This is a genomic window from Bacillus cereus group sp. RP43 (genome assembly GCF_040459645.1).
Taxonomy (GTDB): domain Bacteria; phylum Bacillota; class Bacilli; order Bacillales; family Bacillaceae_G; genus Bacillus_A; species Bacillus_A mycoides_C.
This window is the reverse complement of sequence record NZ_JARVHQ010000001.1, coordinates 2889854-2910836: the sequence shown is the minus strand read 5'-3', so window position 1 is coordinate 2910836 and position 20983 is coordinate 2889854. Positions and strand designations below refer to the sequence as shown.

The following is a 20983-nucleotide window of genomic DNA, read 5'->3' as shown; positions in this document are numbered from 1 at the left end:
AAAAGATTTTAGCTACATATCATTAAATGAAGCGTCATGTATGGCCGCATATGTTACCATCATTTCTTTTATTAGTAGCCCAGCAATTTGTAAGTACTTTATTACTCCTCTTGTATCTTGGTTTGTTGGAATTATTTTTTGGCGGTATAGATGCAGATAGTGTAACAAAAGAATGGACAGGGTTAATTGGTCAAAACTTCCGTCACTTAACTACTCATACATGGATTGTACTTATTCCGATTGCTTTTTATAGTATGACAATTTTGTCAGGAAATCTGATTAGTAATAGTATGCAAGATGCGATTAAGCTAGGAAATGTTAGAAGAGCGAATCGGAAGAAGGAAGAAGTGAAAGTAGAGAAACAAATACAGCCTACCATGAATGATTTTTCATTTCATAGTGAGGTGAAAAAATAAAAAAGATAGCTGAAGACAAATTGTTTTCAGCTATCTTTTTTGTTTAAAGTGGTGGTAAATCAATCTTACCTTCTTCAAATAATTCTTTTATCATATGTTTCGTATAACCAGCTGCTTGACTAAATGTGATTTTTGCTGGCATTGGTGCTTCATTTACATCTACAACTACATCAATAATGCATGGTTTACTTTGTTTTACCGCATTTTCAAAGGCAGGAAGTAAGTCATCTAACTGTTCGACGCGGTATCCAATACCACCGCACGCCTCAGCATATTTTGCGAAATCAGGATTCGTTAAGTCTGTACCAAATTCAATATTTCCCATAACTTCTTGTTCAAATTTAATCATAGCAATTTTATTATTGTTTAATACAACGACAACGATTGGTAGTTTATATTTAACAGCTGTTACGAAGTCATTCATTGTCATTCCGAATCCGCCGTCACCACAAACTGCAAACACTTGTTTATCCGGGAAAGCAATTTGTCCAGCCAGTGCACCAGGTAAACCGCAGCCAAGTGTTGCAAGCCAACTAGAAATGATAAATTGCTGATTCGTCATACGGAAGTGCCTTGCTGTCCACACTGTTACATTTCCGACATCTACTGAAAGAATTGCATCATCTTCGGCCACTTTCTGCAGTGCATGCATAACTCGCTGTGGTTTAATTGGAGTCGAAGAATCTTCTTCTTGATTGTGTAATTTTTCTTCCCATTTTTTCATCATTTCTTGATAATGCTCTAAGAAGGAATGGTCCTCGTGTTTTTCTACATTTTCAATTAACCATTTTAATGTTTTATCAGCATCACCAGCTAAGCCGATATCTGTCGTATAACGTTTCCCGATTTGTGCGGGATCTGTATCAATATGAAGTGTTTTTGCTTTTTCGGGTAAGAAACCAGTGAACGGATAAGAAGTACCAACCATAATTAAAGTATCGGCATGCTTCATTGCTTCATAAGAAGGCTTCGTCCCGATTAATCCTAATCCACCGATACAAAGAGGGTGTTCATCAGGAACAATTCCTTTAGCTGGTAATGTAAGTACGATTGGAGCACCGATATGTTCTGCGAATGCAAGTAAAGATTCTCTCGCGTGTTTAGCTCCTTTTCCAGCTAAAATAACAGGTTTTGTCGCTTCATTTATTGCGAGTTTCGCTGCATCTAAATCTTCTTTTTGCGGAAATAGCTCAGGCAATGTAAAAGAAGTGTTTGTAACACGAGCACCATTTTTTACTTCGAATTTCGGAACATCATCTGGAATAGTAAGAACGGATACACCTTTTTTCGTATATGCCATACGAATCGCTTGATTGACTACAGCAGGTAGTTGTTCAGCTGACATAATACGCTGGTTATAAACCGCGACATCATCAAACATTCTTTCTAAGTTTACTTCTTGGAAAAAATCCGTTCCGAGTAAATCGGTTTCTACTTGTCCTGAAATTGCTAGTACAGGAGCTTGATCGAGTTTGGCATCATATAAACCGTTTAATAAATGGATGGCCCCAGGTCCTGCAATAGCCATACAAACACCAAGTTTTCCTGTTAATTTCGCATAGGCTGCCGCCGCTAATGCACCAGCTTCTTCATGGCGAACTTGAATAAATTTAATTTTATCTTGTTTTTTTCTTAAAGCCTCAATTATTGAATTGATGGAATCTCCAGGCATACCATATATGTGTTCTACTCCCCAGTCAATTAATAAATCAACTAATGCTTCACCGGCTGTTTTTCCAAACATAATTGTTCCTCCTTATAATAGGTAGATAACATTATGTTTTGGAGAAAAAGGAAAAATATACAAATAATAAATTTATTCGCTTTAATGATGACCAGCGAATAAAGTAAACACTGTTATTAGTAAAAAACCACTAGTTGCCCACATGAGAAATGTAAGGAAAGAGAGCTGTTTCTTTGCTTTCCAAAGCATTTCGTGAATTGTGACATAGCCAAGAGAACCAATTGCGCTTCCCATAATAAGTCCTTGTAAATGGAGAGCTTTCCCGTCCATCAAAATGCCAAAAACAGTACCGGTCCCTAGGATGAGAGAAAGTAATAAAGTTGTTAATAAAAATGAAATATATTTATGTTTTGTAAAAAGAAATGGAATAATTAAAGCTAATCCTTCTGGAATATGGTGAATGACAATCGCAAGTAAGAAAGGAATGGCAGAGTCATTATGATTCGTAAATGCTGTACCTAACGCAAACCCACTCGGCATATTATGAATGAATATAGCAAAAGAAAGAAAAAGGAAGGTTTGCCATGCTTGTTGATCCTTGTTATGTATCATTGGATGGTGACAATAGTTATCTAATAAGCTCATAACTAAAATACCGATAGCTATGCCGAGCATAGGACCTATTATTTCATAGCTTGAAAATGTCTCAGGAATAATTTCAAGTGATAAAAGCCCAAGCAAAATCCCACCACATAATGCGTATAAGCGATGCATCTTTTCTTCAATTAGTTGGCGTGTTGCTACTCCAACAGCACCTCCTAATAGTAACCCGCCGAACGAAAAAAACGTAACGATTATTGGAATCCATAAACGTTCCATATTATCACACTCCGATTTTATACCCTTGTTTTTAGCTTACTAACAGGCGAGGCAGATTAGTCCAAATGATAGTGTTTGATTATAGAGAAAAATCTATCAATTCGTTATAATCTATATATCGAATTTAACCGAAGATGTGAAATGGGGAATAAGATTGCAAACAAAAAGGATTCTTTTCATGTTTCGATGAAATCTTAACGCTGGTAAATGAAGAGTATTGGTACGATGATGAAGATCGTTTCCTTGTAGATCCTTTTCATATGGAGCTACTTTTGAAAGGAGAACATATTACCTTAACACCAATGATAGAAGAGTATAAGCGTTTAGGAATTGAAACAGATTCATTTCATCCTACCAAACTTATTCGTTTTTTAACTTCTATATATAAGGAGAAATTCTGGATACAGCCCTCGGACATATTAGATGAAATCAATGCAGAATTTAAACCAAATCTATTTTATCAAACAGAAGAATGGGAACATCCTGATATTAGTGATGATCAAAAAACGAGTGAGAGCATATTCTTTCAAAGTTTAGCTAAAGCGATTGAATTAAATAATGTGAATTTGATAACTGTAGGGAAAGTAAACAATGATTGGACCAATTGGACATGGAGTGATTTTGAAAAACAAGAAGAGGATGACCTTTAAATCAGAAGATGAGGAAAAGATAGAGTGTGTTGGCATAGGTTCATAGTAACTCAGCTGTTCTCGCAGTAACGCTTATTTTTGTAAACGCCCACTAAATGATAACATTTCTACATCCTAATTCAATTTGTATATAAGATAAGGAGCTACTCAGTAGCTCCTTATCTTATTGTTTGTTCCGTAATAAACGCATACTGTTAAGGATTACAATAAGTGCAGCGCCTGTATCACTTAGGACAGCCATCCAAAGAGTGAGCCAACCTGGGAAGATAAAGGCAAGGGCGATAAATTTAATAATCAATGAGAACCAAATATTTTGTTTTATGATGTGCAATGCTTTCCGACTTAGTTTCATTGTATAAGGAAGTTTTTCAAGATTATCTGCCATTAATACAATATCTGCCGTTTCCATTGCGGTATCAGTTCCTGCACCGCCCATTGCAATCCCTAGGTTTGCAGTAGCGAGGGCAGGGGCATCATTTATGCCGTCCCCAATCATAGCTACTGTTTTCCCTTCAGATTGAAGTTGTTTGACAGAATGAACTTTATCTTCTGGAAGTAAGTCAGCAAAATAGCGATCTACTTTTGCTTTTTGTGCAATGTGTTCTGCGGTTCCTTCATTGTCTCCTGTTAACATAACAGTTTCCCGAATACCTGATCGTTTTAATTCTTGAATTGTTCCATAAGTAGTAGAACGAATGGAATCTGCTACTGAAATCATACCTAAAATGACTTTGTTCGTTCCGACAAGTATCACGGTTTGACCAATTCTTTGCATTTCCTGAATTGGTTCGTTCCACATTTGAAGCGAAACTCCAAAATCTTCATATAATACTTTATTTCCAGCGTAGTATGTTTCGCCATCTATCGTGACTTGCGCACCTTTTCCTACAATGGCGCGGAAGTCGGTTCCACTTTGAATAGAAGTTTGGTGTTCTTTCGCATATGCTGTAATGGCTTTTGCAATGGGATGATTAGAGTATTCTTCAATTGTTGCTGCGATGGATAATAATTCATCTTCAGTACAATCTACGCTTCGTACATGCATTACTTTTGGTTTTCCTTCAGTCAATGTTCCTGTTTTATCAAACGCAATAGCATTTAAAGAACCTGCAATTTCTAAAGCTGTACCACCTTTAATGAGTACACCGTTTCTTGCTGCATTTCCAATTGCAGATACAATAGCAACTGGAGTAGAGATAACTAAAGCGCAAGGACACGCAACAACAAGAAGTTCTAAACCTTTATAAATCCATTCCATCCATTCGCCCATACCAAGAAGGGGAGGGATAATCATGACACCAATTGCTAATACAAAAACGATAGGTGTATAGATTTTTGCGAAACGATCTACAAATGCTTCTGTCGGTGCTTTATTTTCCTGTGCTTCCTCTACAAGATGAATAATTCGAGATAATGTAGTACCCTCAACAAGTTTAGTTACTGTAATCTCAAGCGAACCTTCTTCATTGATTGTTCCTGCATATACGGAATCGCCAATTTGTTTATCGATTGGGATAGATTCACCAGTTATCGGCGCTTGGTTTACAGTAGAAGTGCCTCCTATAACTGTGCCGTCTAATGGGATTTTTTCACCTGGCTTTACAACAATCGTTGTATTTACTGCAATATCATCAACGGATTTTTTTATAAGTTCAGTTCCGACTTTTACCCAAGCTTCTGATGGTGCTAAATCAATTAATCCACGAATAGATTCTCGTGTACGTTCAATTGATTTATTTTGTAGCGTTGCCCCTAATGCAAATAACCAAACAACGGTTGCGCCTTCTAGCCATTGACCAATTAATGCAGCACCAATAGCGGCTGATATCATGAGAACGTTCATATCGAGTGATTTACTTCTAATTGCATAAAAGGCACTTTTAGCAGGTTTATAACCACCAATTCCAATGCTCACCGCATAGAGAAGTGTAATAAGAAGAGGGGATATGTTTGTAAAGCTTCCTCCAAATCCTAAAGCTAAAAATAAACCTGGGAGAATCAAAGTTGTATTTTTTGATTTTGAAACAGGTGCCGTTCCTCTACGAGTTCCTGCTAAAGAGGCCTCAAATCCTGCGTTAGACACTTCTTTTATAATGTCATCCACATTTCGGTCATGACGAATATGCATTTTTCCAGTAGCGAAGTTTACTCGAACTTCCTCTACGCCAGAAACGTTGTGTAGATGCTTTTCGATTGTTAAAGCGCATGCACCGCAATCCATACCTTCTACAAGATAAGTTTGTACGCCATCTCCTGATATTTTTTGAGTATTAAGAAGAGGTGATGGGTCTTCGCATGAGTTATCACTACAGCAAGAAGATTTTGATGTCATTGATTCTTTTGGTAGGGCTAATTCAGCTGAACAACAAGTTTCAGTTTTAATAGAATTGTTGTTACTACTACAGCAAGAAGTTTCCTTAGTAATAGGGATAATTGGAATCTCTGTTTTAGAAGAGCAACATGACGATGTTTCTTTTGTAGTTTTTTCTTTTTCAGTTTTGTTTTCACCATTACAACAAGAAGTGTTTTTAACAACTGGCACAATAGGAATCTCTTTTTTTGAAGAGCAACAAGATGCAGTTTCCGTTGCTAATTCTTCTTTTGTGGATGCTATGGAAGAATTTTCACAACAATTTGTTTGTTTTTCGCTCTCCTTTTTATCTGTCATATCAGTTCTCTCCTTTTTGAGATAAACAACTATCGTTTTTATCACATGATGCTACTTCATTTTGTACCTCATGAAAGACAACATCGAACATTGTAAGTAACTGTTCAATTTGTGTATTGCGTAAAGAATAGTAGACATACTTTCCTTCTTGTCTACCTAGGATGATGCCGCATCCTTTTAAACAGTTTAGGTGTTGTGAGATATTTGACTGATTTCCTTTAGTGATTTCTACAATTTCGGATACCGTTTTTTCACCATCTAACATACATTGAAGAATCTGAAGTCTAGTTTTATCAGCAAATCCTCGAATAAATTTGGCTTTTATATCTAAGTCATTTGAGTTACACAATCGTATCCTCTCCATTCCATTCGTATTAGTAATAACTAATATGTTTATTCTTTATTCATATTAGCATTGGCTAATATGTGTGTCAAAATGTTTTCGAAAAGTCTGACAAAAATTACTGAGCTTTGTTTTTTGCTGTGAGAAGGAATGTAAATAAAAAATAATATAGTTAGTGGAAGCGAAGGGTATGTTATAGTGTTTGGTACACGCATTAAGAGATTTTATGTAACAGGGAAGAGAAGCTTTTGTTTAAATTTCAGGGTATACAAAATGTAAACGTTGACTGGGATTTATTTCTCATGCTAACATATAGATAATTTAATCAAGGCGGTGGAAATGTATTGGACTCAGATGTTGACTCGGATAGGTGGCTAAATGACCTCGATTTTCTCAGAGTACCTCTCATCATTTTGAGAATGTAGATTGTATACAATCTCATGTTAATGTGTATGAAATTGTAGGTATGGAAAGAGAAAATATATCAGGAGGTGAATCCTTTAGTTTCAAGGAAGCTAAGGGAATTAGTTGGACATATTTAATTTAATCATGGTAGCGGTTTTAATCGCATGTACTGCATTTTTTGTGGCAATTGAGTTTGCTATTGTAAAAGTAAGAGGATCAAAGATTGATCAATTTGTATTAGAAGGAAAGAAGGGTGCGCTAGCAGCTAAGAAAGTGACATCAAACTTGGATGAGTATTTGTCAGCTTGTCAATTAGGGATTACAGTTACAGCAATGGGACTTGGGGCACTAGGTGAACCAACGATTGAGAGACTTTTACATCCTTTATTTGATAAGTGGAACATCAATCCTTCCATTGCAGGTGTATTATCTTTAGGAATTGCTTTTACTATTATGACGTACTTACATGTTGTAGTTGGTGAATTAGCACCAAAGACATTCGCGATTCAAAAGGCTGAGAAGGTTACTTTATTACTTTCGGCTCCGCTTATCTGGTTCTACAAAATCATGTATCCGTTTATTCGCTTGTTAAATGGCTCTGCAAGGATGATAACAGGAATGTTCGGCTTAAAACCTGCATCAGAGCATGATGTAGCACATACAGAAGAAGAATTACGATTGATTCTTTCTGAAAGTTATGAACGTGGAGAAATTAATCAAGCTGAATACAAATATGTAAATAATATTTTTGAATTTGATAATCGTATTGCGAAAGAAATCATGGTCCCTCGTACAGAAATCATAGGGCTACATGTAGATAATTCTTTAGCAGACCATATGAAAATAATCCGTGATGAAAAGTACACACGTTACCCAGTATTTGGGGAAGATAAAGATGAAATCATTGGTATGGTGAATGTGAAAGATTTCTTTATCCGTTATATGAATAAGGAAACAAAAGAATTCAGTTCTATTCAATCGTATACGCGTCCAGTAATTGAAGTAATTGAGACCATACCAATACATGATCTTTTACTACAAATGCAAAAGAAACGTATTCCGTTGGCTGTCTTATATGATGAATACGGCGGTACGGCTGGTATTGTAACCATTGAGGATATTTTGGAAGAGATTGTAGGAGAGATCCGTGATGAATACGATGAAGATGAGCGTCCGCCCATCCAGCAAATGAAGGAAGGTCATGTTGTCGTAGAAGGTAAAGTATTAATTAGCGAATTAAATGATTTACTAGGATTACATATGAATGATAGTGATGTTGACACGATTGGTGGTTGGATTCTGATGCAGAATTATGATATCCAGGAAGGGCAAACAGTAAATAGCGAAGGATATGCATTTAAAATTCTTTCTAAAGACCCTCACCAAATCAAACGTGTTGAAATACAAAAAGAAATGTTGGAAGCAGCAACTGTATAGTTGCTGCTTTTATTCAGCTGATAACATGGTAGCCTTCCTCATTAAATTCATTGATTAATCAACTCTTTATCTGTTAACACATTACCGAAATAGGGAATGATTGTTTCCTTTGTATTCAAGGTTCAACACCTCTTCGATATTGTAAAATGTATCTCATTTATACAGATTGTAATATAATTTAAATGTAAATTCGTAGCGTAAAATAGATTAAAAGTAACAAATGTTGAGAAAGGATGCCTTTGTCAAAATTAGTATTTGTATTTCACTAGATAATAAAAAATGTAGAATGATTTCATTTCTGACATTGTTATTTACTAGTAATCAAAATAAAGAAAATTCTCGGCTGGGAATTTTTACACAGTCATAAAATGGAGGCAATAGTTATGCAGCAAATTAAAAAAATAGGAAACGCATTTTGGTATATGACACCTGTTTCCGAGACTGATAGACCTATCTTAGGAATGGTAGTTGGAAAAGAAAAGACTTTGATGATAGATGCAGGTAATTCAGAAGCACATACACAATTGTTTTTAGAAATGCTAAAAGAGCAAAATATCTCAAATCCTGATTTTGTAGCATTAACGCATTGGCACTGGGATCATATTTTTGGATTGCCTGTATTACAAAATGCATTGTCTATCGCACATTTTGAAACAAAAAAAGAGATGAACACACTTGTTTCTTATGAGTGGTCGGATGAGGCATTGGACGCACGAGTGAAAGAGGGTACAGAAATTGAATTTTGTGCGGACTGTATAAAAAAAGAGTTCAGTGAAAAACCAAGAAATATTCAAATTCTTCCGCCGTCCTTAACCTTTCAGAAACAACTTGAATTAGACCTTGGTGATGTGACATGTGTGTTAAAGCATGTGGGCGGAGACCATTCACATGACTCTGTTGTCATTTATATTAAAGAAGAAAAGATTTTGTTTTTAGGAGACTGTATATATGCAGATATCTTTTCTGCAAAGCGGAACTATACAACGAAACGAACGTTTAAACTGATACAAGAATTAGAGAAATTTGATGCTGAGACATATATTCTTTCTCATGGGACAGCTATAAATCGGGATGAGTTTTTACAAGAAATTCAATTGCTAAAAACAGTAGGAACTTATACGGAAACTCATAAAGGCGATGAAGAGAAGATAAAGGCAGCATATAAACAAGAACTAGATAGAGAATTAAATGAAGATGAGCTAGAAACAATAACGTACTTTGTAAATGGTTATGAAATGGTTAATCTGTAAAACCTAGCTCAAAATAAATTGGTGCTTGTTCTGAACAAATACAATTTGACTTCACAAAAAGAGTATTGAAAATTAATTCAATACTCTTTTTAATAATTAAATATTTAGTCCCAACCAATTTCTAAATTTTTTTGCTGGCTCATCAACTGGGTTTATACGGCTTTCAACACTGGTTGTGATTAGCAGCTTTTTTAGCTAATTCAGTAATATATTCAAAGAATGCATCACGTTTCACATCATAAATGACATTTACTGGTCTTCCGTTAGCAGTTTCCACTGTACGTCCTTGGCTGGGTCCGTATGTATGAACGATACTAGTAATCGTTTTTGTTTTTGCAAGATCAGCTCTCCCAACAAAAGCAGCAGTTAATACATCCCACAAATAGTAGGTAGAGTTAGTTGAAAAGTGAACGAGAGGAGGGACCATTGCATAGCATTGACCAAGGAAGTCAACACCAATATACTTTCTTTCTTTTGCCCAACGTTCACGTACATCTAAAGTTAGTGGAACCTGATAAGTACTTTCTAGAGTTACTAAATCAATTACTATATTAGCATCCCAAACACGAGCTACTGCTTCGGGATCCCAAAATGAATTCCATTCGGCTGTTCCGTCATGTTCTGGCTCATGTACATTTCCCACAGTATGAAATGTACCGCCCATCCAAACGAGACGTTTAATTTTATCTTCGATTATTGGAGATTCATATAATGCGCGAGCAAGGTCAGTCAGGGGCCCTGTAAATAATAAAGTTGTTTTTCCATCAGTTTGTAGAAGAGTCTCTATTATATGATGATGTGCAGGTTTAGCTGCCGCGAGTGTTATAACTTTTCCAAACTCATTTAAAATTGGTAAAGCATCTACATAAAATGCATGCATCCGCTAGTCTTTTGGAAATGGGTTTTTCCCACGAGAGTTGGACGCTGCTACCTCAATATTACCTTTTCCGAAGCGATCGATAATTTTACGACTTGCAGATATCGCTGGTTCTAAATAGCAATCTGCTGGGATAATAGAAACACCTGTGAGGTCAATATTGTCCATCTGAAGTAATAGGAACAATGAAATTAAATCATCTACACCACCATCATGATTGAAGTACACTTTTTTCATCATTGTAATCTCCATCCTATAATATTTAGTCAGGAATTAAATATGAATTTGGGAAAAATCATCAATAATTTCTACCACTTCAATTCTCCCATTAATTAGTAGCTCAGGAAGTTCATTTCTAACGTTTCCTTTCCAATACTCTCTAGCCTGTTCAATTTTTTGAGCGAAAGGAATACCATCTTCTTTCGGTAAAAGATTTCCGTCACCTTCAAAAGAACTACCGATCACTTGTAGTTTAACAATCTGCAAAACTTCTCGATTGTAAGAATCAAATAGCGCTTTCCATTTCAAAGCATCTTCATAGCTTTTGGAAGCATATAAGCAAGACAACCTTGAAGGATATTCAGGAAATTCTTGCAGTCTAACCATTTCTAAAATCGTTTCTCTAACCGCTCTAATTGTTTGATCTATATAATTCATAACTACTTTAGCATTTTCATTATTTATATGTAATTCCTCATTGAGATAATGACTTTTTAAAATTTGAATGGAGTCTTCATCATTAGAATTTAATTGTTCTCTTTCAAAAAAGAAGTGATAGAGGGTATTAGTTTGATTTTTGTCAAAATGAATGATTTGTCCGATACGCATTGTTTTCCTTGTAACGATGTGATATGCGTAAAATTCTGCTTTATTCATGGTTATCCTCCTAGTAGTAATTATCATATAATTCAATATTAAATTTAATAATTCAACATTAAAATATATAAAACCTTTATAAGTGAAAAGTTATAAAGTGGGAGGATTGGAGTGAAGCCTGAAAGAAATGCACGTAAACGCTTTAAAAACGTTCACAAAATGTTCACTTACGAAGGAGTTTCCAATATCGATATAATGACAAAGACTCAAAGAGAAGGGATGATGAAAATTGCCAACAACAAGAAAGGAAAACCTCCAATTCGGTATGATGATGTGCCTTGGGATGGTTATAGTTATGACGTTTTACAATTTATTAATGAATGGAGCAGGAGGGCCAATTCATATTAAGGAGATCGCATTAGAACTAATAATTGGATTTATTATTGCGCTATTAATTGAAATATGTATCGTAGGACCGTGTGCGAAAAAGATTGTATTTGCATTACCATTTGATAAATCAAAAAAAGTAAACATGATTATTGCGATGGCAACAACAATGGTAATCGGAATGGTATTCTTTATGTCATTTTACGGAATCGCTATGATGTATTTACATAATGGGTTACATGGTGATTCATTCGTTTCAATTTATTTTTCGGTCTTTATTAAAAATTTTATTATGGCGTACCCACTTCAATTAATAATAATGGGACCTCTTGTACGTTTCGTATTTGGAAAGTTTATTTTGAAGAATAAAGGTGTTAATGTAGCGTAGTTTTAATTACTAAAATATTATATATAGATAAAATGTTTTAAACACATCTCACATATTTTGAGATGTGTTTTTTCGTGTACATCACTAATTATTTTCATATCGATGTGACATTTGTCCTTTTGTCGTTGTAGCATTGTAGCTTTTAATTAAATCATAGATAGAAGATTAGGAGGTGATTTTTTGAAAGGTATTTTACTTGCAGTTTTTGGAGGAGTATTCATTACACTTCAAGGTACGTTTAATGCGAAACTTAGTTCAGATATCGGTATATGGTCGACGAGTATTATGACGCATTTAATTGGGTTTCTTATTGCAACAACTATATTTTTGTTAAAGAAAGAAGAGAAAGTAACAGATTTAAAGGGTGTAAAAAAAGTATATTTAGCAGCTGGTGCACTTGGTGGCTTGATTATTTGTACAGAAACAATGGCGATATATTCAATGGGAGTTACATTAACAGCTGGAACACTTATGGTTGCTCAATTATTAACAGCTACTGTTATTGAAATGAAAGGATTATTTCATATAAAAAAGATACAAATGGAGAGATACCATATTGTGGGGACAATAGTAATGATTTTAGGTATTTTTGTGTTTAATATGTAAGGAAAGAAGGGATTGTAAGTGGATAATAAATCAGACTTAATTATTCAATATTTGAAAGCTTTTAATATGCTTGGAATTTTTCCAGGAATAAGTACTGACAATTTTCAAGTAAATCATTTTGAAAAAGGCAAGCTTATTTGCGATAAAGATGATGAAATGCATCGTTTATATTTTGTTATTAAAGGAAAAGTAAAAGTTTACACGATTACACCAGAAGGAAAGAAACTAATCCTTCGCTTTATAAATCCGTTGGCAGTTGTCGGTGATATTGAACTAATACAAAATAGTAAAGCGCATAATGTTGTTGAAGCTTGTTCTGATGTTGTAGCTATCTCCATTTCTAATACGGTTATTAGAAACAAGTTATTACATGATCCTATATTTATGAACTTTTTGCTTGAAAATATTGCGAACACGTTAAAAATATCGACTCGTTTTACAGCTCTAAATTTACTTTATCCGGTAGAAGTACGTGTAGCTAGTTATTTACTTTCAATTTCAACAGATAGTAATGGGAATATGTATAAAGAGGATTTGGATTCAACTTCTGTATCAAGTATTGCAGATTATATAGGTGTAAGTTATAGGCATGCAATTCGAGTTTTACAAAAATTTTATAATGAAAAATTAATTGAAAAGAATAATGGAGTTATTGTAATTAAAGATTTTTCTAGAATGAAGGAAGTTGCTAAAGATAATATATATGAGTAATGAAAGGGAGAAAAGGATTATGATTGGATTTAGTTTAGCTATATTAGCTGGAATATTAATTAGCTTACAATCTGTTTTTAATACGAAAGTGAATGAAAATGTAGGACAGTGGCTTACAACTGCATGTGTTCTTGGAATAGGTCTCATAAGTTCTGTTTTATTTCATATCATTACAGAGAAAAGTATAAGCATTAACTTTTATACTGCAAATTATTTATTTTATATAAGTGGATTGTTTGGTATCGGATTAATTATTTGTATAATGGGTGCAATAAAGAGTTTAGGTCCAGCTTATACGGTGCTCATTAGCCTTATTACTCAATTAGTTGTTGCATTATGTATTGATACATTTGGATTGTTTGGAATGGGGAGAGTACCTATACAAATAAATAAATTAATTGGTATAGGTCTATTAATTGTAGGGGTAGGAATTTTTAAAAATCTTTTTTCGAATAAGAAAGCTATTACTATAAATGAGGATAGGGCCTAAAGAATTTAAAAGAAAAAGGTGTTAATAATTAGAACATATACATTTAGGTGGTAGTAAATGAGCGATAAGGAGAGAAAATAAGTGATTCAGTACATGTTGGAAGATGGTGTACATTATTAAAAATGATCAAATTGAACGTGGTGCAAAAGAACAATGGGTTTCAGTTGCTAAAGATAATGATATGGGAATTCCATTTTATGAAGCAGTTGGATTTAAATATCAAGATGAAAGACTAGCTTATGGGCTACCTGTAGGCGAAGGTTTCACATCTATTCGATACAAACGTGAGTTAGCAATTAGCTTAGTTGAAAGATAAATAAAAAAGACTTCGTCCGAATTATATTTAGTTTATAGTTGTTGAAGTAAATAAAAGTAAAGGAGAGGACCTATTTGATATGTACAATATGTTCTTGCCTTTATATTATAGTTAGTTTTGAAAAAAGTTTGACAAAAAGGTCTATTTTGTAGGGTAATTACTTATGCATGAAATAACACTAATTTTTTGTATACTGTTGCTATAAACTCTCGCGAGAGTTGGAAAATAGATTCGCGAATCAACCGGGTTTCCAACCTGATGAGGCGCGAAACTATTATGAGTGCAGTAACATAACTAGGAGGTTTCCACTATGACAGCTTTATTTAAAGCTATGGAGTTCCAGCTGAAAACTGAACGACTTGATCTGAATATGTGGGAGGAATCCGATTCAGCTTGGATGAGAAAATTAATTGGCGAACGTGGTGTTGATATGCCAACCCTTGACGCCGTTCGTAGCCAACTTATCGAGATGCGTAAGAGGGCAGTCGAAAATGGTATTTCCCTTCTCACTATTCGCCGACGAGACGAAGGTGATTTCATCGGATACTGTGGCTTGATTATCGGTCGTTCCACACTGGAAGAGCCGGAGATCGCATACGAGTTGTTCCGCAGTGCTCATGGCAAAGGCTATGCGACTGAGGCGGCATCTGCTGTGCTAGACGCTGCGATTGCTACCGGGCGCCACAGACTTTGGTCGACTGTAGGCGCTTGGAATGTTGCGTCCTTCCGGGTGTTAGAAAAGATAGGATTTGAGAGGCATCACAGTACGTGGGACGAGCGCGGTGAGATTGTTTGGAACGTACGCGACCTTTAGAAATCCCGGACCTAACTCGAAACTATTGAAAAGGAGAAGAGGTCATTAGTTTGGGCGAGAATCCAGATAAAGATAAAAGAACTGATTTATAATCCAAATAGTGACAAACTATAACTGAAGCATGTCCTCCTTCCACATTCAGTAAAAGGTAAGCCTTTTTATTAACAATGGGTATTTCGTGAACTCTCATTAAAACACTCTCCCGTCCTTCAGTTCTTCTTCTTTAAAGTAATAAAACACACCTGCTGATATGAAAAGAATATCGTCTTTCGGATCATATTTTATAGCGTTGGACCAAGAAGTGTCAAAGAATGATTTTGCAATGCTTATATTTCGAGGTGTATCTTCAATTAATATTTTGCGAAAATTGATCGCATCAGGCAAATCAAGGTTATACCGCTGTATAGTACCGTTATCAATTCTTGAAAAAGTAGTGTCTAGTCCAGAACCGATATTTACTATAGTAGCATTCGGATGTTTTCTAATAAATTGTTTAATAGTATCGTCTATTTTTCGTGTCCTTTATCAATTTAGTAATTATTTTATTGCTATTTTCACTTAAAATCAAATAATTACATTCATATTAGTCATTATTTACTAATATGAGGTTATTTAAATCGTGAGAAATATAGTAGAGGAAAAGTTAAAGTATTTTTATGAGAGGAGAATGGAAAAATTATAAAATATTACTTTATACATAAAAAACTAATGAAGCCAATGTCTTTTTCAGTCATTATACTATTAATAATTTTATGGTAAAATCTTTTACATAATTAAATAAAGGGGTAGTATTCTATGGGTTATTTCTCAAATAGTTTATTAGTTTTGTTTGTTCTTATCGTATGTAGCTGTATGATTTTCGGTTGATAATATAATGATAGATTGATATAAAAGAAGGTATCTCAAAAAGATGAGATACCTTCTTTTTCTTATAATTGTAATTTAGATTCAGTATTTGGTGATGGTTGAAATGTATATATTTTATACTCACCATTAGTTGATATACTAAACAAATATTAAATAGAGAAATATATATGGTATCAATCTTATTAAGTTCCTTGTGTTTTTAAAGAGAAGGAGTTTCATTTTTTCTTATTGAAGTATTGTTCTAGTCAGTTTAACGACGGTCAAAAATTTTATGGAATAAAAACAAAAAGGATGATAGGGAGTATTTACATGAAAACTATTTTAAATTACACGATTGCCCCCCTAAAGATTTCAATGAATTATTAACTATGTATGAATCTTTAGGATGGAATTCTCTTGAATTATCGGTTAACGAGTTAGAGCAAATGTGTAAGCAAAGTTGGTATGCAATATATGTTTTTGATGACCAAAAGTTAGTAGGGATGGGACGCGTTATATCAGATGGTGTAATTACTGGCATTATTTGCGGAGTGTGTGTATTACCGGAATATCAGTCCAAAGGCATTGGAAAGGAAATAGTGGAACGATTAATCCGGCACTGTGAACAAAAACGAGTTATTCCACAACTTATGTGTGTTGAAGATTTAAAATCTTACTATGAATCAATTGGATTTGAGGAATTTTCGATTGGTATGACGAAACATATTATACGATAGCAGGGTTTTATTTATTAAGTTTTTTATGTATTCAAATCTATTTTTAGATTTTAAAAACCTAATAATAAAGGAGACAAAAGTCATGGAGATTGCTAAGGGAGTAGAGATGTTACATCTTGAATTCCAAGAGTATATTATTCACCCAATTCTTTTATGGGATAATGAAATGGCAGTTTTAATAGATACTGGATTTCCTGGACAAATTGAAGATATACGAGTAGAAATGGATAAGGTTGGAGTATCGTTTGATAAACTAAAAGCCGTGATTTTGACGCATCAAGATATAGATCATATAGGTAGTCTTCCTGAACTATTACATAACTGTGGAAGTAATATAAGAGTCTATGCTCATGAGCTAGATAAGCCATATATCGAGGGGGAGTTACCTTTATTGAAGGATGCACAAGTACAGAATCCTCCGAAAGGAAAAGTGGATGATACTTTGGTTGACGGCCAAGAACTTCCATATTGCGGTGGTATTCTTGTTATTCATACCCCAGGGCACACTCCTGGTCATATTAGTTTATATTTGAGACAAAGTAAAACTCTTATCGCTGGGGATTCAATGTATAGCGTAAACGGAATTTTAGGGGGAATTCATGCCCCAACCACTTTGGACGTAAAGGAAGCGCAAAATTCTTTGAAGAAGTATTTAAATCTAAAAATTGATTCGGTAGTTTGTTACCATGGCGGATTAAGTAAGGGGAATATAAATGCACAAATTCAAAAGCTGTAGATAAGAATTTTTTGTTAATCGGTGCTAAAGTATAATCTAATTGCTAGTATATAAATAAAACCCTTAAATTAATAAAGAGCATGTTGGAAGGAATTTCAAACGTGCTCTTTATTAAATATAATCAATTTAATTTTGATGACTTAACCCATTCCAATAAAACGAAACGATTTGTTTTGCTAATTCATCTATATTTGCAAGAGTAGGATTGTGATTTTCATCTTTAAAATTCCCGATTGATAATAAAGCTACGAAAGCATGGGCAGCAAATTTAGGATCTCCTTTAGGTATTTCTCCAAGGGCCATCGCATTCTCGAGTGCTTTTTCCAATACTTCATACATGTTATCCTCGGCATTTTTTAATTCCTTCAATTGCTCTTCAGATAAGGATAGTTTTGCATCTTTCATGAAGTTCTTCATATCAATATCCATCGTTGCGTGCAAGTATACTGTAGCAAAGTCCAATAATCTTTCTTCCAAAGTCTTATTTGTAGAGAGGATTTGATCCATATTTTCTCTTATTCGTACCATCATTTGAATCATAGTAGCGGTAAATAAATCCGCTTTTGTTGAATAATAATAGTAGACGGTTGCTTTTGTAACACCACATTCTTTCGCGACCTCATCCATCGAAACAACTTGATAATTTTGAGTGAGAAATAACCTAGTTGCAACTTCTAAAATGATTGCTTTTGTAGATTTTGTATTTTTATTTTGACGAGGCCTTCCGAGAGGACGTTGTTTTTGATCCAAATACATTCGCTCCTGACATTTATTATTGAGATAATTATAACATAATTTTTTAATCATTCTTGATTAATTAACCGACCAGTATATATAATTAATATTGGTGGGGAAAAGGAAGGTGGGTTTTTATGAAAAAGCACCCGTTAAATATGTTAGGGAAGCTTGTAGCAGGGAAGAATACGCAATGGATAACTTTATCGGTTTGGATTCTTATTACATTGGTACTTTCATTTACGTTGCCACAAGTAAACAGTATGAAAGAACCGAATCCGAAAAATTTACCTGAAACAGCTATGTCACAGCAAGCTGAAGCACTTATGAAAAAAGAATTTCCTAATAATGCAGGAAATCCGTTGTTAGTAGTATGGCATCGAGATGGTGGATTACAGTCAAAGGATTATAAACTCATACAAGACGTTTATAAAGAATTAAAGGCCAGTCCTTTAAAAGAACAATCAACATTACCACCATTTGATACAATTCCAGAGCAAGTATTATCAAAAAGTGCATCAAAAGATGGTACATCATTTGTTACACCAATATTCTTTAATAAATCTGCTGGAACGGATATATTAAAAGGTAATTTAGAAGAGTTACGAAAAATAGTGAATAGTAAAGTGGATGAAGATCCATTCAAACAAAAAATTACCGATTCTGGTTTACATGTTCGATTATCTGGACCTGTAGGTATTCAAACGGATGCGGTAAGTTTATTTAGTCAAGCTGATGTGAAATTATTAGTTGCTACTGTATTACTTGTATTAGTTTTATTAATTTTACTGTACCGCTCACCGATTTTAGCGATTTTGCCTATAATTGTCGTTGGATTTGCGTACGGTATTATAAGTCCTACACTTGGTTTTTTGGCCGATCATGGATGGATTAAAGTAGATGCCCAAGCGATATCAATAATGACAGTATTATTGTTTGGCGCTGGAACGGACTATTGTCTATTTTTAATTTCGAGATATAGGGAGTATTTACTAGAAGAAGAAAGTAAATATAAAGCACTGCAACTAGCGATTAAAGCATCTGGCGGGGCAATTATAATGAGTGCATTAACTGTCGTACTTGGATTAGGAACATTATTACTTGCACATTATGGAGCCTTTCATCGATTTGCAGTACCATTTAGTGTTGCTGTTTTCATAATGGGAATCGCTGCATTAACAATTCTTCCTGCATTTTTATTAATTTTTGGTAGAGTGGCATTCTTCCCATTCATACCGAGAACAACTGCAATGAATGAAGAGTTTGCGAAAAAGAAAGTTTTAAAAGTAAAAGCTACAAAGGGGAACTTTAGTAAAAAGCTTGGTGATATTGTTGTACGTAAACCGTGGACAATTATTATGCTAACTGTATTTTTATTAGGAGGATTGGCTTCATTTGTACCACGTATTCAATACACGTACGATTTATTAGAATCATTCCCGAAAGATATGCCATCACGTGAAGGATTTACATTAATCACGGATCATTTTTCAGCTGGAGAATTAGCACCAGTAAAGATTGTAGTTGATTCAAAAGGAAAAGATTTACCTATTAAACAAGAAATAGAGAAATTATCCTTTGTTAATAAAGTGAAAGAACCAATGAAGGGAAAAGAAAATAATCAATTGCAAATGTATGAAGTTTCTTTAGTGGAAAACCCATACTCAATTGAAGCATTAGATCAAATCCCTGAATTGAAAAATAGTGTAAAAAAAGTATTAAAAGACACAGGGATTAGTAATGCAGAAAATCAATTGTGGATTGGAGGGGAAACAGCTTCCTTATATGATACAAAACAAATAACAGAACGTGATGAAGCGGTTATTATTCCTGTGATGATTAGTATTATCGCTTTATTATTGCTTGTTTACTTACGTTCTATCGTCGCGATGATTTATTTAATTGTAACTGTCGTTTTATCATTCTTCTCAGCGCTAGGAGCAGGATGGATAGTACTTCACTTTGGTATGGGAGCTCCCGCAATACAAGGCGCGATCCCATTATACGCATTCGTATTTTTAGTTGCTTTAGGTGAAGATTATAATATCTTTATGGTTTCAGAAATATGGAAAAACAGAAAGAAACAAAATCACTTGGATGCAGTAAAAAATGGTGTTATACAAACAGGTAGTGTAATTACATCCGCAGGTTTAATTTTAGCAGGAACATTTGCGGTGTTAGGTACGTTACCAATTCAAGTTCTAGTTCAATTCGGTATTGTGACAGCAATCGGTGTACTGCTAGATACATTTATTGTAAGACCACTGCTAGTGCCTGCTATTACAGTCGTTTTAGGACGCTTCGCATTTTGGCCAGGAAAGCTTTGGAAAGAAGAAAAGCAATTACAAAAAGAAGATACTTTATAAAAGAAGGTTGCCGATAAGGTCAGTAAAACTGATTTTTAGGCAACCTTCTTTTTTGTTTGTCTGATAAAGAATGACCATTTTGAATATGCAACGAAAAATATAGAGGAAATGTAACATGAAGTTTTAAGTGCATTAAAATTTTTCTTATCAGACATAATAATTCATAAGAAATTCCAATTGAGTGAGGAATTTCTAAAATTATGTATTGTTATAGGATGATAAAAATGTGGGACACGATTGTTCTGTATGTACCTGAGTGGAAAGTTTTTATGCAAGCCTTTATCGTACTTTTCATTCCATATATAATTTCAAGATTTTTTAGTTGGATTCGTACATTAGAAAAAGAATAATATAACGAACTACATTTAAGTGAAAACAAATATTGATATGTAAAGAAGAGTATATAGGAAGTTTTTTTGAGAAAGA

General features: G+C 34.3%; 18 protein-coding genes and 4 pseudogenes. 14 read left to right on the top strand and 8 right to left on the bottom strand.

Going from position 1 to position 20983, the window contains the following annotated elements; translation table 11 throughout:
• Window positions 1–26: 26 nt before the first annotated feature.
• Window positions 27–416, top strand: a pseudogene (locus QCI75_RS15260) (peptide ABC transporter permease); the annotation flags it as partial.
• 43 nt (window positions 417–459) lie between these two features.
• On the opposite strand, the gene QCI75_RS15255 reads toward QCI75_RS15260, so the two are convergent.
• Together QCI75_RS15255 and QCI75_RS15250 are read right to left on the bottom strand one after the other, a co-directional pair.
• Complete coding sequence (locus QCI75_RS15255) at window positions 460–2160, bottom strand: pyruvate oxidase (protein ID WP_353760789.1); 1701 nt, start codon at window positions 2158–2160, stop codon at window positions 460–462.
• Between the two features lie 81 nt (window positions 2161–2241).
• A complete protein-coding gene (locus QCI75_RS15250) occupies window positions 2242–2979 on the bottom strand; it encodes a ZIP family metal transporter (RefSeq protein ID WP_353760788.1) in 738 nt (245 codons plus the stop codon).
• A gap of 191 nt (window positions 2980–3170) precedes the next feature.
• Between QCI75_RS15250 and QCI75_RS15245 the strand changes: the two genes are divergently transcribed.
• A complete protein-coding gene (locus QCI75_RS15245; protein WP_483299474.1) occupies window positions 3171–3629 on the top strand; it encodes a DUF7003 family protein in 459 nt (152 codons plus the stop codon).
• Between the two features lie 163 nt (window positions 3630–3792).
• On the opposite strand, the gene QCI75_RS15240 is transcribed toward QCI75_RS15245, so the two are convergent.
• Window positions 3793–6297, bottom strand: coding sequence for a heavy metal translocating P-type ATPase (locus QCI75_RS15240; RefSeq protein WP_353760786.1), 2505 nt, complete (start codon window positions 6295–6297; stop codon window positions 3793–3795).
• Between the two features lies 1 nt (window position 6298).
• On the bottom strand, window positions 6299–6646 hold the full coding sequence (locus QCI75_RS15235; protein WP_144505584.1) for an ArsR/SmtB family transcription factor: 348 nt from the start codon (window positions 6644–6646) through the stop codon (window positions 6299–6301).
• A gap of 522 nt (window positions 6647–7168) precedes the next feature.
• Here QCI75_RS15235 and QCI75_RS15230 point away from each other — a divergent pair.
• On the top strand, window positions 7169–8482 hold the full coding sequence (locus QCI75_RS15230) for a hemolysin family protein (RefSeq protein ID WP_144505583.1): 1314 nt from the start codon (window positions 7169–7171) through the stop codon (window positions 8480–8482).
• A 383-nt stretch (window positions 8483–8865) separates the two neighbouring features.
• A complete protein-coding gene (locus QCI75_RS15225) occupies window positions 8866–9732 on the top strand; it encodes an MBL fold metallo-hydrolase (RefSeq protein ID WP_144505582.1) in 867 nt (288 codons plus the stop codon).
• Between the two features lie 163 nt (window positions 9733–9895).
• Here the strand turns inward: QCI75_RS15225 and QCI75_RS15215 are convergent.
• A pseudogene (locus QCI75_RS15215) lies at window positions 9896–10849 on the bottom strand (nucleoside hydrolase).
• Window positions 10850–10882: 33 nt separating this feature from the next.
• Window positions 10883–11485, bottom strand: coding sequence for a DUF2441 domain-containing protein (locus tag QCI75_RS15210; protein WP_144505580.1), 603 nt, complete (start codon window positions 11483–11485; stop codon window positions 10883–10885).
• A gap of 111 nt (window positions 11486–11596) precedes the next feature.
• On the opposite strand from QCI75_RS15210, the gene QCI75_RS15205 reads away from it, so the two are divergent.
• The 7 genes and pseudogenes from QCI75_RS15205 (at window position 11597) to QCI75_RS15175 (ending at window position 15137) form a co-directional block, all read left to right on the top strand.
• Window positions 11597–11833, top strand: a complete 237-nt coding sequence (locus tag QCI75_RS15205; protein ID WP_235676333.1) for a hypothetical protein — start codon at window positions 11597–11599, stop codon at window positions 11831–11833.
• Complete coding sequence (locus QCI75_RS15200) at window positions 11751–12200, top strand: DUF2798 domain-containing protein (protein WP_235676332.1); 450 nt, start codon at window positions 11751–11753, stop codon at window positions 12198–12200. Before QCI75_RS15205 ends, QCI75_RS15200 begins: the two co-directional genes overlap by 83 nt.
• A gap of 180 nt (window positions 12201–12380) precedes the next feature.
• Window positions 12381–12806 (top strand): DMT family transporter, encoded by a 426-nt coding sequence (locus tag QCI75_RS15195; RefSeq protein ID WP_353760785.1) that lies wholly within the window; start codon window positions 12381–12383, stop codon window positions 12804–12806.
• Between the two features lie 18 nt (window positions 12807–12824).
• The gene (locus QCI75_RS15190) at window positions 12825–13517 is read left to right on the top strand and encodes a Crp/Fnr family transcriptional regulator (RefSeq protein ID WP_353760784.1); all 693 of its coding nucleotides are present in this window, start codon (window positions 12825–12827) and stop codon (window positions 13515–13517) included.
• 19 nt (window positions 13518–13536) lie between these two features.
• Window positions 13537–14007: a DMT family transporter gene (locus tag QCI75_RS15185; protein ID WP_353760783.1), complete on the top strand. Its 471-nt coding sequence runs from the start codon at window positions 13537–13539 to the stop codon at window positions 14005–14007.
• A 112-nt stretch (window positions 14008–14119) separates the two neighbouring features.
• Window positions 14120–14323, top strand: a pseudogene (locus tag QCI75_RS15180) (N-acetyltransferase); the annotation flags it as partial.
• A 310-nt stretch (window positions 14324–14633) separates the two neighbouring features.
• Window positions 14634–15137: a GNAT family N-acetyltransferase gene (locus QCI75_RS15175; protein ID WP_144505574.1), complete on the top strand. Its 504-nt coding sequence runs from the start codon at window positions 14634–14636 to the stop codon at window positions 15135–15137.
• A 204-nt stretch (window positions 15138–15341) separates the two neighbouring features.
• Here QCI75_RS15175 and QCI75_RS15170 read toward each other — a convergent pair.
• Window positions 15342–15659, bottom strand: a pseudogene (locus QCI75_RS15170) (class I SAM-dependent methyltransferase); the annotation flags it as partial.
• A gap of 713 nt (window positions 15660–16372) precedes the next feature.
• On the opposite strand from QCI75_RS15170, the gene QCI75_RS15165 reads away from it, so the two are divergent.
• Both QCI75_RS15165 and QCI75_RS15160 read left to right on the top strand, forming a co-directional pair.
• On the top strand, window positions 16373–16720 hold the full coding sequence (locus tag QCI75_RS15165; RefSeq protein ID WP_353760782.1) for a GNAT family N-acetyltransferase: 348 nt from the start codon (window positions 16373–16375) through the stop codon (window positions 16718–16720).
• An 82-nt stretch (window positions 16721–16802) separates the two neighbouring features.
• A complete protein-coding gene (locus tag QCI75_RS15160) occupies window positions 16803–17456 on the top strand; it encodes an MBL fold metallo-hydrolase (protein WP_353760781.1) in 654 nt (217 codons plus the stop codon).
• A gap of 126 nt (window positions 17457–17582) precedes the next feature.
• Here the strand turns inward: QCI75_RS15160 and QCI75_RS15155 are convergent, their stop codons facing one another.
• Window positions 17583–18206, bottom strand: coding sequence for a TetR/AcrR family transcriptional regulator (locus QCI75_RS15155; RefSeq protein ID WP_144505571.1), 624 nt, complete (start codon window positions 18204–18206; stop codon window positions 17583–17585).
• Window positions 18207–18328: 122 nt separating this feature from the next.
• On the opposite strand from QCI75_RS15155, the gene QCI75_RS15150 reads away from it, so the two are divergent.
• Window positions 18329–20557, top strand: coding sequence for an MMPL family transporter (locus tag QCI75_RS15150; protein ID WP_144505570.1), 2229 nt, complete (start codon window positions 18329–18331; stop codon window positions 20555–20557).
• Window positions 20558–20983 lie beyond the last annotated feature (426 nt).

What these genes read in the sequence shown, in the direction of transcription:
- QCI75_RS15255 (WP_353760789.1), bottom strand. Translation starts at nt 2,160, where the DNA reads ATGTTTGGAAAAACAGCCGGTGAAGCATTAGTTGATTTATTAATTGAC.
- QCI75_RS15250 (WP_353760788.1), bottom strand. Translation starts at nt 2,979, where the DNA reads ATGGAACGTTTATGGATTCCAATAATCGTTACGTTTTTTTCGTTCGGC.
- QCI75_RS15240 (WP_353760786.1), bottom strand. Translation starts at nt 6,297, where the DNA reads ATGACAGATAAAAAGGAGAGCGAAAAACAAACAAATTGTTGTGAAAAT.
- QCI75_RS15225 (WP_144505582.1), top strand. Translation starts at nt 8,866, where the DNA reads ATGCAGCAAATTAAAAAAATAGGAAACGCATTTTGGTATATGACACCT.
- QCI75_RS15210 (WP_144505580.1), bottom strand. Translation starts at nt 11,485, where the DNA reads ATGAATAAAGCAGAATTTTACGCATATCACATCGTTACAAGGAAAACA.
- QCI75_RS15200 (WP_235676332.1), top strand. Translation starts at nt 11,751, where the DNA reads ATGATGATGTGCCTTGGGATGGTTATAGTTATGACGTTTTACAATTTA.
- QCI75_RS15185 (WP_353760783.1), top strand. Translation starts at nt 13,537, where the DNA reads ATGATTGGATTTAGTTTAGCTATATTAGCTGGAATATTAATTAGCTTA.
- QCI75_RS15175 (WP_144505574.1), top strand. Translation starts at nt 14,634, where the DNA reads ATGACAGCTTTATTTAAAGCTATGGAGTTCCAGCTGAAAACTGAACGA.
- QCI75_RS15165 (WP_353760782.1), top strand. Translation starts at nt 16,373, where the DNA reads ATGTATGAATCTTTAGGATGGAATTCTCTTGAATTATCGGTTAACGAG.
- QCI75_RS15160 (WP_353760781.1), top strand. Translation starts at nt 16,803, where the DNA reads ATGGAGATTGCTAAGGGAGTAGAGATGTTACATCTTGAATTCCAAGAG.
- QCI75_RS15150 (WP_144505570.1), top strand. Translation starts at nt 18,329, where the DNA reads ATGAAAAAGCACCCGTTAAATATGTTAGGGAAGCTTGTAGCAGGGAAG.